At 49.8% G+C, this 13,483-nt stretch carries 12 protein-coding genes; all 12 read left to right on the top strand.

Going from position 1 to position 13,483, the window contains the following annotated elements; all coding sequences use genetic code 11:
* Window positions 1-399: 399 nt before the first annotated feature.
* Window positions 400-777: a hypothetical protein gene (locus N774_RS0109670; protein ID WP_024861049.1), complete on the top strand. Its 378-nt coding sequence runs from the start codon at window positions 400-402 to the stop codon at window positions 775-777.
* Window positions 778-879: 102 nt separating this feature from the next.
* Window positions 880-2,301 carry a cysteine--tRNA ligase gene (cysS, locus tag N774_RS0109665; RefSeq protein ID WP_024861048.1) on the top strand — a complete coding sequence of 474 codons (1,422 nt, stop codon included), beginning with the start codon at window positions 880-882 and terminating at the stop codon, window positions 2,299-2,301.
* 166 nt (window positions 2,302-2,467) lie between these two features.
* A complete protein-coding gene (locus tag N774_RS0109660) occupies window positions 2,468-3,253 on the top strand; it encodes an MBL fold metallo-hydrolase (RefSeq protein WP_024861047.1) in 786 nt (261 codons plus the stop codon).
* Window positions 3,250-3,726 (top strand): 23S rRNA (pseudouridine(1915)-N(3))-methyltransferase RlmH, encoded by a 477-nt coding sequence (gene rlmH / locus N774_RS0109655; RefSeq protein WP_024861046.1) that lies wholly within the window; start codon window positions 3,250-3,252, stop codon window positions 3,724-3,726. The genes N774_RS0109660 and rlmH overlap by 4 nt, the downstream gene beginning before the upstream one ends.
* Before the next feature lie 327 nt (window positions 3,727-4,053).
* Window positions 4,054-4,830 carry an ABC transporter permease gene (locus N774_RS0109650; RefSeq protein ID WP_024861045.1) on the top strand — a complete coding sequence of 259 codons (777 nt, stop codon included), beginning with the start codon at window positions 4,054-4,056 and terminating at the stop codon, window positions 4,828-4,830.
* Complete coding sequence (locus N774_RS0109645) at window positions 4,830-6,056, top strand: ABC transporter ATP-binding protein (protein WP_024861044.1); 1,227 nt, start codon at window positions 4,830-4,832, stop codon at window positions 6,054-6,056. Before N774_RS0109650 ends, N774_RS0109645 begins: the two co-directional genes overlap by 1 nt.
* A 4-nt stretch (window positions 6,057-6,060) precedes the next feature.
* Entirely contained in the window at window positions 6,061-7,065 is a 1,005-nt protein-coding gene (locus N774_RS0109640) for a class I SAM-dependent methyltransferase (RefSeq protein ID WP_024861043.1), read from the top strand.
* A 3-nt stretch (window positions 7,066-7,068) separates the two neighbouring features.
* Window positions 7,069-7,524 (top strand): hypothetical protein, encoded by a 456-nt coding sequence (locus N774_RS0109635; RefSeq protein ID WP_024861042.1) that lies wholly within the window; start codon window positions 7,069-7,071, stop codon window positions 7,522-7,524.
* Window positions 7,525-8,607 (top strand): glycosyltransferase family 4 protein, encoded by a 1,083-nt coding sequence (locus N774_RS0109630; protein WP_024861041.1) that lies wholly within the window; start codon window positions 7,525-7,527, stop codon window positions 8,605-8,607.
* Between the two features lie 10 nt (window positions 8,608-8,617).
* Window positions 8,618-9,823 (top strand): glycosyltransferase family 4 protein, encoded by a 1,206-nt coding sequence (locus N774_RS0109625; RefSeq protein ID WP_024861040.1) that lies wholly within the window; start codon window positions 8,618-8,620, stop codon window positions 9,821-9,823.
* The gene (locus N774_RS0109620) at window positions 9,820-11,004 is read left to right on the top strand and encodes a glycosyltransferase family 4 protein (protein ID WP_024861039.1); all 1,185 of its coding nucleotides are present in this window, start codon (window positions 9,820-9,822) and stop codon (window positions 11,002-11,004) included. Before N774_RS0109625 ends, N774_RS0109620 begins: the two co-directional genes overlap by 4 nt.
* Window positions 11,005-11,013: 9 nt before the next feature.
* Entirely contained in the window at window positions 11,014-13,482 is a 2,469-nt protein-coding gene (locus N774_RS0109615; protein ID WP_024861038.1) for a hypothetical protein, read from the top strand.
* Window position 13,483: the final 1 nt, after the last annotated feature.

Raw genomic sequence — 13,483 nt, 5'->3', positions numbered from 1 at the left:
TAATCTTTTGCAGGTGCAAAGTCAAGGGCAGGGAGAAATGTTTACAATTTGTTCATATTTGCTTTAGATTCATCTTGACAAATACTATTCTTTTAGTATATAATAGTTTTTAGAGCTTGGATTATACTAATCACTAAGCACTAATAACTAATCACTAAAAAGGCGTAGCAGTCAGAGTAGCTTTTTTGCGGACTTGCAGAGAGTGTGCAGTCGGTGTGAGCACATAGTCGGGAGAAGTGAAGTGCGGCTGTCAGCTTCGGCAGGGAAGCGCGGAAGCGTGTGTATCTGACGGCGTATCGTCCGCGTTAAGGATAAGACGAGTTCAAGACGGAGTGGAAACGAGCATTTGCGCCTCCGAGGTATACCCTCGGGGGCTTTTGTTATTGTAAGGAGGCTCAGATGAATATAATTAGGTATCCCTCGGACGCGGCGGTCAATGAGGCGGTAACAGCCGACAGCAGTTTTCTTGCGGCGGTAAGCCTTGACGGAAGCACAGCTTATGTAGGCGCTGCAGATACTGTAGGCGATCATATAGCCCTGCTTGAAGCCTTTGACGAGTACAGTCCCGCCGGCTTTTTCAGGCTCAGCTTCAACAGCCTGACTGCCGAGTGGACATTCTCATGTCCGCGAAACTATAAAGGCATAGCTGATGACAGCAAGCGCATAGACGCTTATTACCGTGACGGACTGCGTGTGCTGCCCGAGTTTCTGGTAATGTTCGGGTATTTCTCAAAGCTGAAGATAAAGAACCCACCGCCTGAAATATGGGCGTTTTAGTCGTTAGCTTGTAAGGGCGCACAGTGTGCGCCCGATAAATATAAATAAACTGGCGGACGCACACTGTGCGTCCCTGCAAAAATATATTTTGGAGGAAATACAATGCAGTTATACAATTCATTATCCCATAAAAAGGAAGAATTCGTGCCTCACGCTGAGGGTAAGGTAAATATGTACACCTGCGGACCTACCGTGTATCACTTTGCTCACATAGGCAACCTGAGAAGCTACATCATGGAGGATATCCTCGAAAAGTACCTGCGTTTCACAGGCTATGACGTTAACCGCGTTATGAACATCACCGACGTGGGACACCTTACCAGCGACGGCGACACAGGTGACGACAAGATGCTCAAGGGCGCAAAGCGCGAGCACAAGACTGTCATGGAGATCGCAAAGTTCTACACAGACGCTTTCTTTGAGGACTGCAAGAAGCTCAACATCAAAAAGCCCGATACAGTAGTTCCCGCAACTACTTATATCGACGAGTTTATACGCGTTATCAGCGTTCTCATGGACAATGGCTACGCTTATGAAGCAGGCGGCAACATCTATTTCGACACATCAAAGCTTGATAAATACTATGTTTTCAACGATTTCAACGAGGAAGACCTTGCAGTAGGCGTTCGTGAGGGCGTTGAGGCTGACGAGAACAAGCGCAACAAGGCTGATTTCGTGCTCTGGTTCACCAAGTCCAAATTCGACGATCAGGAGCTTAAATGGGACAGTCCGTGGGGTATCGGCTACCCGGGCTGGCACATCGAGTGCTCATGCATAAGCATGAAGAACAACGGCGAGTACCTTGATATCCACTGCGGCGGTATCGACAACGCTTTCCCTCACCACACCAACGAGATAGCCCAGTCTGAGGCTTACCTCGGACACAAGTGGTGCAACTACTGGTTCCATGTGCTCCACCTCAATACAAACAGCGGCAAGATGAGCAAGAGCAAGGGCGAGTTCCTGACGGTATCCCTCCTTGAAGAAAAGGGCTACAAGCCTGTGATATACCGCTTCTTCTGCTTGCAGTCGCACTACAGGAAGTCACTGGTGTTCTCATGGGATAACCTTGACAACGCTAAGACAGCTTACAACAAGCTCATTGAGAAGATAGCTCCTCTTACTAAGGATAGCGGCGGCGACATTGACAAGGCTGAGTACGACCGTCTCATGAAGGATTTCAGGGACGCTCTTGACAATGATATCAATACCGCTATGGGTATCACAGTTATATACGACGTGCTGAAATCAAAGGCAAATGCGGCTACAAAGCTGGCTCTTATCACAGAGTTCGACAAGGTACTGGGACTTGACCTTATTGCAAACGCCAAGGAGCTTGCAGACAATGCGGGTTCGGCTTCTGCTGATATACCTGCCGAGGTGCTTGAGCTTGTTGAACAGCGCAAGGCTGCACGTAAGGACAAGAACTTTGCCCTTGCAGATGAGCTCCGCGACAAGATAGCAGCTCTGGGCTACGAGGTCAAGGAAACAAGACAGGGCACGGAGATCAATAAAATAAGTTGAGAGTTGAAAGTGGAGAGTTGAGAGTCAACGTGTTCGTTCCGCTCACGTTATATAATAATGTCGCCGAAGGCAACACCACAACTTTCAACTCTTGATTCTAAACTCTCAACTATCAGTTTAGCGCTTATGCGCATAATAATGTTCAAAAAAGAACGGAGAATATCCAATGGCAAGACTTTATCCCCTTTTCAGCTCCAGCAAGGGCAATTCCACCTTTATCGGAACAGAAAAGGGCGGCATACTCATAGACTGCGGAGTAAGCTTCAAGCGGCTCAGCGAAGCTCTTGAAGTCAACCACATTCCCTTGAGTGCAGTACAGGGAGTATTCATTACCCATGAGCACTCCGACCACGTTGCAGGACTTGCAATGCTGACCAAGAAAACGGGAATGCCCGTTTACGGTCAGAAGCGCACCCTGCAGCGGCTTTGCGATACCAACAGGATAGCAGTTAATTCACCTGTTATCGACATGACGGGCAAGTCTATAAGCTGCGGCGGCAGTGAGGTGAGCTGCTTCAATACGCCCCACGACGCTATACAGAGCTGCGGCTACCGCATACATACCTCGGACGATAAGTACTGCGCCATATGCACGGACCTTGGACACGTTACTCCCGAGGTGGACGAAGCCTTAAACGGCTGCCGCATGGTGCTTATCGAAGCAAACTACGACGACTATATGCTGCGCACGGGACCCTACCCGCTGTACTTAAAGGAGCGCATACTCTCACAGAACGGTCATCTCTCCAACGACGACTGCGCCGTGCAGGTGGGAAAGCTCATTGAGCGGGGGACTACCCATTTCCTGCTGGGACATCTCAGTCAGGACAACAACCGTCCCAATATCGCGGACAGCACCGTGCAGCGGAGCCTTGAACGCTTTGCAAGGGGCAGGGACTACCTTCTGGGCGTAGCTCCTGTGGAAACAAGGGGAGGAGCTGTTATTTTCTGATGAATATAAACCTTATAGTCATAGGCAAGCTGAAAGAGGAATATCTCCGCAGCGCCTGTGCCGAGTATATAAAGAGACTGGGGAGGTACTGCAATTTTGAGCTCCATGAGCTTGACGAGTGCCGACTCAGCGATAACCCCTCGGATAAGGAGATATCTGCCGCTCTCAAAAAGGAAGCTGAGCAGATAAAGCGCTATGCAAAGGGCATGATAGTGCCTATGTGTATCGAGGGAAAGCAGCTTACAAGTCCCGAGCTGTCGGAGAAGATAGTCTCCGCAGGCGTAGGCGGACAGAGTACGGTCACATTCATGATCGGCAGCTCATTCGGACTTGACGACGAGATAAAGGCAATGGGCGCATTGAAGCTCTCAATGTCCAAGATGACCTTTCCACACCAGCTGGCGAGAGTAATGCTGCTGGAGCAGATATACCGCGCATTCCAGATAGCAGAGGGCGGAAAATACCATAAATAGTCAAAAGGGCAGCAAGGCTGCCCTTTTTCAATTGAGAATTCAGAATTGAGAATGGAGAATTGTTACGTGCCCTGTCTGACACAGATCGAAAAGTCGATTCTATTATGTTGCCGAGTACAGTATTTCAATATATCCGCGCAGCGGATACATTCATTCTCAATTTTTAATTCTCAATTCTCCATTTTGTTTGGATTTTCGCTTTATATGGGAGAACGGGCAGCATTGTACTTGACAGTACAGAGCCCTTGTGATATAATTAAAAGATACTATGGAATTTTATGCTCATTCGGCGGAAAACGCCTGTCTGAGCGCTTCAAGGAGCAATAAATGAGTACGATAAAAGAGCTGTATGCATACAGACAAATGATATTCAGCCTTGTGAAAAAAGACCTGCGTGGACGCTACAAGGGCTCGGTGCTGGGCTTCCTGTGGACGTTCATCAATCCTCTTTTCCAGCTGATAGTGTACACGATAGTTTTCTCGAAGATACTTCGCAACGATATTGACAGGTACTACCTTTATCTCTTCGTTGCACTGATACCGTGGATATTCTTCTCCTCGTCCATAACCGTGGGAGCAGCCTCCATAATATCACAGAAGGACCTCGTCAAGAAAATATACTTTCCCCGTATGGTAATACCCATATCCTATGTGACCAGCTGCTTTGTGAATATGCTGCTGTGCTTCATAGTAATATTTGCGGTGATAATAGTTACGGGAGCAGGCATAAACTTCGCAGCTGTGCTGACACTTCCCATTATAATGATAGTGGAGTACATCTTCGCACTGGGCATGGCGATGATAGCCTCGGCAGTAACAGTCTATTTCAGGGATCTGGAGCATATCCTCGGCATCGTCGCTATGGCGTGGATGTATCTTACTCCCGTGGTTTACTCCAAGTCTATAGTTCCCGAAAAATACCTGCCCCTGTTCAATCTCAACCCCATGACTCATATAATCGACTGCTACAGAACAGTGCTTTACGAGAAGCAGGTACCCGACCTTACCGCACTTCTCTGGGCGGCAGGTCTGGGAGTATTCTTCCTTGTATTCGGCGCATTCGTATTCAACAAGCTTCAAAGGCATTTTGCGGAGGAACTGTAATGGCGGAAAACGATATCGCAATAGAGGTCAGAAACGTGACCAAGAGCTTCAAGGTGTACCTTGACAAGGGCGCTCAGCTGAAAGAGCGTCTGCTTTTCCGCAAGCGCAGCCGCTATGAGGAGCGCAAGGTGCTCCGCGGCATAAGCTTTGACGTGAAGCGGGGCGAAGCCATAGGACTTATCGGTCACAACGGCTGCGGCAAGAGCACCACATTGAAGCTCCTCACAAGGATAATGTACCCCGATTCGGGTACTATAAAGCTTCAGGGCAGGGTATCCAGCCTTATCGAGCTGGGAGCAGGCTTCCACCCCGATATGAGCGGCAGGGAGAACATCTACACCAATGCGGCTATATTCGGACTTACCAAAAAGGAGATAGACGCACGTATCAAGGATATAGTTGAGTTCTCGGAGCTTGCCGAGTTCATCGACAATCCCGTAAGGACTTACTCCTCGGGAATGTACATGCGACTGGCATTTTCCGTGGCTATAAACGTGGACGCAGACGTGCTCCTCATAGATGAGATACTCGCCGTGGGCGACGCAAACTTCCAGACCAAGTGCTTCAACAAGCTCAAGGAGATAAAGGCGCAGGGCACGACTATAGTCATAGTCTCCCACGCTCTCGGACAGATAGAGCAGATATGCGACCGCGCCATATGGATACACGAGGGACTTATCAAGGCTGAGGGTCCTCCCAAGGAGATAGACCTTGAATACCTGGACTATATGAGCAGGAAAATGCAGGAAAAGAGCAAGTCCGAAAACGGTACTGATGATGTCTCCGAGGACGAGGAGGGAAAGCGCTGGGGCAGCGGCGAGGTGCGCATAAAAAAGGTGCGCTCATTTGCTTCTGACGGCAGCGAGCAGAACACCTTCCGCACAGGCGAGGACATAAGGCTCAGCATAGACTATACCGTGAAAAAGCCCGTAACGGACGCGGTATTCGGCTTCGGAGTATTTGACATGAACGGTGTTCAGTGCTACGGCACTAACACCAGGATAGACAAGCAGCCCGACATAACTATCAGCGAAAGCGGTACGGCGGAGATACTGCTGAAAAACGTTGAACTGCTGGCAGGCGAGTACAATATCGACATCGCCGTTGAGCAGGGCGAAGGCATACCAATTGACTATTTCCGTCAGGCATACAGGATACAGATGATATCGGCAATGGGCGATGTGGGAGTTTCCCGCATCGAACACACATGGAAGCTCAAGAGGTAAAAAAATGAGTAATTTATCGCAGTTTTTAGACAGTATAAAAAATCAGAAGGGCATTAAGGGAGCGCTGAAAAGAAAGCTTTTCGGTTTTATCCTTGCGGGTCTCGAAGCCGCAGACAAGGACATTGAGGGCGGCGGTCTCAGGAAAGACTTTGAGGCTGCCTGCGTGAATCTCAGGAACAACAACACCCTTATCGAAAGGCTCACAAGCGAGGAGGAATTCCTCAAGAGCAAGCTCAGCTCCGTGGAAAAGAAGCTGAAAGCAGCTCCTGTGGCGACGTCCGCGGGGACAGCTGTGCAGACCCCTGCGCCTGCTGCCGAGAGCAGCGGCTCTGACTATGACGATATCGACTATTTCGACTTTGAGAACCACTTCCGCGGCTCTATCGAGAGCATAAAGAAGTCTCAGGAGTTCTACCTTAAATTCTACCGCGATAAGAAAAAGGTAGTGGATATCGGCTGCGGCAGAGGAGAGTTCCTGTCTCTCATGCAGGATAACGGCATACCTGCCGAGGGTGTGGATATCTATGAGCCTTATACTGAATACTGCAATATGAAAGGCCTCAGAGCCACCTGCGGCGACGGCTGCGACTTCCTTGAAAAGACCGAGGGCGTTGACGGCATCTTCGTGGGACAGGTGGTGGAGCACCTTAAACCTCATCAGATAATCCGCCTGTGCAATACTGCATACGAGCGCCTTGAGGACGGCGGCTGTATTATTATGGAGACACCAAATCCCACATCGCTGTCCATTTACACGAATGCATTCTACATCGACCCGTCCCATATAAAGCCCGTACACCCATTAACGCTGCAATATTACCTTGAAAAGGCAGGCTTTAAGGACATCGAGATAATATATACAGAAAGCAGCAGACCGCCCTTTGAGATACCTCCTCTGAAATGTGCAGAGGCAGAGAATACGGCTGAGTTCAATGAGGCGATGAAGCGCGTATCCGACATCATATTCGGAAGTCAGGATTACGCGGTAGTAGCCGTGAAGAAAGGATAAACCATGGAAAACGGAAGCATAAACATTGAAGAGATAATGACGGAAATAAAGCAGAAAATAAAGGAGCAGGGACTTACTGCGGATATGCTCAGCTTTGAGGACGTTCCCTACAAGAAGAACGCCCAGAGCGGCTCGCTCTCCGAGGCTCTTGACTATATCAGCACACATTACTATATACAGCCCTATAAGGAGCTTCAGGGCAGCGGCATAAAGGTGTTCTTCAAGAAGATACTCCGCAAGATGATGAAGTTCTACGTGGAGCCTGCGGTATTTGAGCAGAACGACTTCAACGCCAATGCGGTGACAGTTATGAAGGCTCTGTCCGAGAGCAAGTCCGCTGATATGAGCAGCAAGGTGGAGGCAATGGAGCTTGCCCACAAGGAGCTTATGATACGCCTTGACAAGCTGGAGCGTGAGAATGCGGAGCTCCGCAGCAGACTGAACGGGGAGCGTCAGTAAATGAGAGTAGTTCAGATACTTCCTACCCTTTCATTCGGTGACGGCGTAGGCAACGACGCACTGTGGCTGAAGGAGATAATCGGCAAAATGGGTTATACTACCGAGATATACGCCGAAAATATAGACAAGAGACTTCCCGAGGGCGCAGCCGTAAAGGCTGACAAGCTCCGCGACCTGAAAAAGGACGATGTGCTCATATACCACAAGTCCACAGGCACGGATCTGTCCTTTAAGATAGACAATTACAAGTGCCGCAGGGTGATGATATACCACAACATCACTCCCCCCGAATTCTTCCGCCCATACAGCGCACCTGCCACACAGCTGACGGAGTACGGCTACAAGGGCGTTGAGTACCTCCGCGACAAGGTGGACTACGTTCTTGCGGTGTCGGAGTACAATAAGTCTGAGCTCATCAGAATGGGCTATACCTGTAAAATAGACATAAGCCCGTCACTGACCAAGTTCGATGACTACAGGCAGGCTCCCGATGAAGCCACTATGAAGAAGTACCGCGACGGCAAGAAGAACATCATATTCGTGGGCAGGATAGCTCCCAATAAGAGACAGGAGAACGTTATCCGCGCATATGCCTGCTACAGGAAGCTGAACCCCGATTCGAGACTTATACTTGTAGGCTCGGCAAACGGCATGGAGAACTACAACGAGCGCCTTGTGAAGTACGTAAAGGCTCTGGGACTTTCCGACGACGTTGTGTTCACGGGACATATAAAGTTCAGTGAGATACTGGCGTATTACCATATTGCCGACGCCTTTCTCTGCATGAGCGAGCATGAGGGACTGTGCGTACCGCTGGTTGAGTCCATGTTCTTCGGCGTGCCCATAATCGCATACGATACCAGCGCTATCGGGGAAACTCTGGGCGGCAGCGGCATACTCCTTGACGACAACGACCCTATATTCGCAGCAGCAGTCATGGACAGGCTCCTCACCGATGATAAGCTCCGCGAGAGCGTCATCGAGGGACAGCGCAAACGTCTGGAGTACTTCTCCTACGAAAGACTCAGCAATATATTCGAGACAAAGCTGAAAGCCTTTATCGAGGGCACAGCTTCCAAATAAGGATACTGAAATGAAAAAAATAGGATTTGTTATCCCGTGGTACGGAGAGAATATCCCCGGCGGAGCGGAAATGGAGCTCCGCGAGGTAACTGACCACCTCCATGAAGCGGGAGTTGACCTTGAGATACTGTCCACCTGCATAAAGGACGCAGGCTCGGACTGGAGCGAAAATTTCAACAAAGAGGGCATTGATAAGACCTCAAAGGGCATAACAGTAAGGCGTTTCAAGGTGGAAAAGCGGGACAGAGCCGCTTTTGACGCGGTGAACGCCAAGCTTATGAAGGGGCATCGCATAACTCAGGCGGAGGAGGACATCTTCCTGTCGGAAATGGTGAACTGCCCTCAGCTCTACGACTATATGAAAGAGCACAATGAGGAATACTCACTCTTCGTGTTCATACCCTATCTGCTGTGTACAGCATATAACGGCGCGAAGCTCTTCCCCGAGAAGGCTGTGTTCATACCCTGCTTCCACGACGAGGCTTATGCCTATATAAGCCGCTACAAGGAGCTTTTCCCTCAGACCGCAGGCATGATATTCAATGCCCGTCCCGAGGCGGAGCTGGCTGAGAGGCTTTTCGGCTTCTCACAGAGCGGCACCAAGACCATAGTCATGGGTATAGGCATGGATACGGGTATAATTCCCGACGCAGAGGCTTTCCGAAAGAAATTCGGCATCGACAGCCCGTTCATCATATATGCGGGACGCAAGGACGAGGGCAAGAACGTCCACACCCTTGTTAAATACTATTCGGAGTACATCAGGCGCCGCGATACAGACCTTAAACTGGTCCTCATCGGCGGCGGCAGCATAGAGCTCCCTGCTGAGCTCATAAAGCAGAAGCGCATCATCGACTTGGGCTTCGTGGACAAGCAGGACAAGTACAACGGACAGGCGGCGGCGGAGTTCCTGTGTCAGCCGTCCAAAAACGAGAGCTTCTCCCTTGTTATCATGGAGAGCTGGCTCTGCGGACGCCCCGTGCTGGTACACAGCGGCTGTCCCGTTACGCGGAACTTCGTATCGGAATCAAACGGCGGTCTTTACTTCGGGGACTACTTCGAGTTCGAGGGCTGCACCGACTGGTTCCTCGGAAACAGGGACAGGGCTCGGCAAATGGGCATTAACGGCGGAGATTACGTCCGCAGCAATTTTGCGTGGGACGTTATAGTTGAAAAGTACAGGAAGTTTTTCAGAGAGGTCATCGGAGAAGAATGAAAAGGATAGCGCTTGTAAATCAGAGATACGGACTTGAAGTCAACGGCGGCTCGGAATACTACACCCGTCTTATCGCAGAGCGCCTTACTGCCGAATTTGAAGTTGACGTTATAACCACAAAGGCTCAGGAGTACACCACATGGGAAAACTTCTACAAAGCCGACGAGGAGGACATAAACGGAGTACATGTTCGCCGTTTCCCTGTTGAGAAGCTCCGCGCAAAGGACTTCAACGACTTCAACGGAAAGTACCTCAGCGGCGGTACTGCCAATTACAACACCGAGACCGAGGAAAAGTGGTTCGAGAAGCAGGGACCCTATTCTCCTGCGGCTATAAACTATATCCGCGAAAATAAGGATAATTACGATATATTCATCTTCGTGACCTATCTCTACTACCTTACGGTAAAGGGACTTCCCGAGGTGGCTGAAAAGTCCATACTCATACCCACTGCTCATGAGGAGCCCTTTATACATTTCAAGACATACGAGACATTTTTCAAGCTCCCTAAGGCGTTCATCTTCCTCACCGACGAGGAAAAGGCGCTGGTGCAGGGACTTTTTGACTGTAAGGACAAGCCCTGCCGCGTTATGGGTACGGGAGTTGAAGTGCCCTGCGAGCCCGATGAAGCAGGCTTCCGCAGTAAATACGGCATCGAGGGCGACTACATCATCTATGTGGGACGTATCGACGAGGGCAAGTGCTGCCCCGAGCTTTTCAGATACTTTCAGGAGTACAAAAAGCGCCGTCCTGACAGCGGTCTGAAGCTTGTTCTCATGGGCAAGCCCGTCTGCGAGATACCCAGGGATAAGGATATTATCAGTCTCGGCTTCGTCAGCGAGGAGGACAAGTTCAGCGGCATATCGGGAGCGAAGTGCCTTGTGCTGCCCTCTGCTTTTGAAAGTCTTTCCATATCCGTACTTGAAGCCATGACTCTTTCCGTGCCCGTTATAGTAAACGGCGTGTGCGAGGTGCTCAAGGGGCACTGCGTAAAGAGCAACGGCGGACTTTACTACACAAACTATTTTGAATTTGAAGGCGTGCTTGACTATGTGTTCTCTCACCCCGAGGAATACGGCATAATGCGCCGCAATGCAAAAGCGTATATCGACAGCAACTACCGCTGGGAAGTTATAATGCGCAATTTCAGTGAGATGATAAATCATATCTGTGAGGAGTGAACGTAATAAATGATGTTTTCGGCGGTCTGCTTGGGGGGGCTTATCCTTTCCGTACTGAGCACTGTTATATGGTTCAAAAAGAAAAACCTGATAGAAGCTGCGGTAATGGGCGTGATAATGTGGTTCTTTGCACATATCATGGTCAGCATGGGGCTCTTTGTCGCTGATATATACACTGTATTCCGTGCAGGAGCAGGAACAGCGGCATTATGCGGAGCAGTACTTGCTCTGGTGCTGTTCCTTGACAAGGGAAAGTTCTTCCGCCGCAGACATACTCTCGGACATGAGTTTTCTGTAAAGGATATGCTTATCCCCATAGTGATAAGTCTTATGGCGATCCCATTCGTGTCACAGAAGAACTACCTCTTCGGCATGGGACAGGATCAGGGAGTTTACCAGACTCAGGCGATACTCTTTATGAACGGCGATACCAAGCGCCAGAAGGACATCACGGAGTATAACGATCTTGATACCGAGGAAGACCGCGAGTTCATGGCATACGGCGTGAAGAATTACCTCCGCGGACTTGATATCCCCGGTGAGAGCTATCCCGATACGGTTTACGACAGGAGCCGCGGTCCCGCATCGGGAATAATCCACGGAATACCGACATATTCCGCACTCCTTGCCATGTGGGGAACCAACTTCGGCATGGAGAATATGCAGGACTTTGAGACTATCATTTATATATGCCTCATATTCCTTGTTTACTTCATATGCGGCAATCTGAAGCTGAAAAAGACCACCGCTGCCTGTGCCTGCACAGCCGCTTCGGCAGCGCCTATAATACTGTGGGTGGCAAAGGCTTCTCTCACGGAGATGACCCTTGCACTGATACCGCTTACGTTCATGTACTTCATGACAGACGACGAGAACCCCGACTTCAAGTGGCTGTCAATAATACCCGTAGCGGTGTTCGGCTGCTATCATGTTTCCATATATACCATGATACCAATGTTCGTGATGATATACGGCGGAATGTATGTATTCACCCGTGAGAAGCAGTACACATGGCTCATGCCTGCCACTGTGGCGATATACATTGCAAGCTACTTTGCCATGAGACACGTTCAGCCATTCTATACCATGAACAACTACAGCCCCGTATTTGTGGGCGGTATCAATGTGAGCAATATCACCAAGGTAGTGACTGTGGCTTCCATAGCTGCATTTGCAGCAGTCATTCTGTTTGCGTTCATCGTAAACAAGCGGACTCCAAAAGGCTTCAATCAGCGTAAGTTTATCCGCACCGCAGCCGAGTCGAAGTGGTTCGTGCTTATGCTGAGACTTATGCTTGTACTGCCCTGTGCCTACATCATAGGCAGGGCGTTCTTCAAGTACAGCAGCTGGGACGAGGCAAGTCATCTTGCACTGCTGGGCTTCTGCGCAAACGCAGGCATCGTGCTGGTGCCGCTGGGCATCATCTTCGGTATCTTGTCTGTAAAGCGCTTTGCAGAAAGCAGCTCGAAGCTTGTGTTGTTCCTCATGTTCTTCTACTGTATACTGTTTTATTCAGCCTTCCTGCGCTATGATATACAGTATTATTACTACTACGGAAGATATCTTGCTCCTTTCGTGCCTGTTGCGGTGCTTTTTGCCGCAGCGGCTCTCGACCACATTGGCGGAAAGCTCATTATCCCCGCATCACTGGTGGGACTTCTCTATGTTGCTCGTTTCGACGGCTATCTCATGTACAATACCGACGATTCCCGCATGGAGTGGAGCGTCCTTACAGACCTTACCGACTATATCACAAGCGACGACTGCGTTGTGATATCTCCCACCTATACCATGAGGCTGTGGCTGCCCATAAGGAGCATGACAGGTGCGGCAGTATTTCCCGAGGATCAGGAGGATCCTCAGCAGCTGGACAGACTTGCGCAGAAATACGGCAGAGTCATAGTCATATCCGAAAAGAACCTTGACGGTGACGACTATTCCGTAATGTACTCCAACAAGCTCCACAGGATAGAGGACGACCTCAACCATACAGGCAGGATAGTGCCTATGTCAAAGTACTTCTGGTCAACAGTGGAGGAGATAGGCATATACTCCTATGACAAGTACAAGTATATGTACACTGCGGCAGGAGATTACGACAAAATGAGCGGCGTATCCGACCTTGAAAGCTATTTCTGCTGGACAGACAGCGAGAAGGCTCAGATAGAGTGCGGATTGCGTCCCGACGATTACGATATCACCATGGAGCTTGGACTGGAGCTGCCCCTTGAAGCTATCGGTGCTGATGAGGTAAAGGTCACCATGCTCCTTAACGGCAGGGAGATAGGCAGCGATACCATAACTGCTGCCAACAACGGCGAGCCCCTCCATTTCAGCGCTGACGAGGAGCTGATAAAGGACGGCGATAATATACTCACCATATGCTGTCCTCTCTGGAGCGCTTCCAAAGCAAATCCCGCGGATACACGTCAGCTTGGAGTGCCTGTAAAGTCAGTGCGCTTTTCGCCTGCTACATAAG

The organism is Ruminococcus flavefaciens AE3010 (assembly GCF_000526795.1).
Classification (GTDB): Bacteria; Bacillota; Clostridia; order Oscillospirales; family Ruminococcaceae; genus Ruminococcus; species Ruminococcus flavefaciens_D.
Note: the sequence above shows the minus strand (reverse complement) of the source record. Positions and strands in the feature narration are given on the sequence as shown.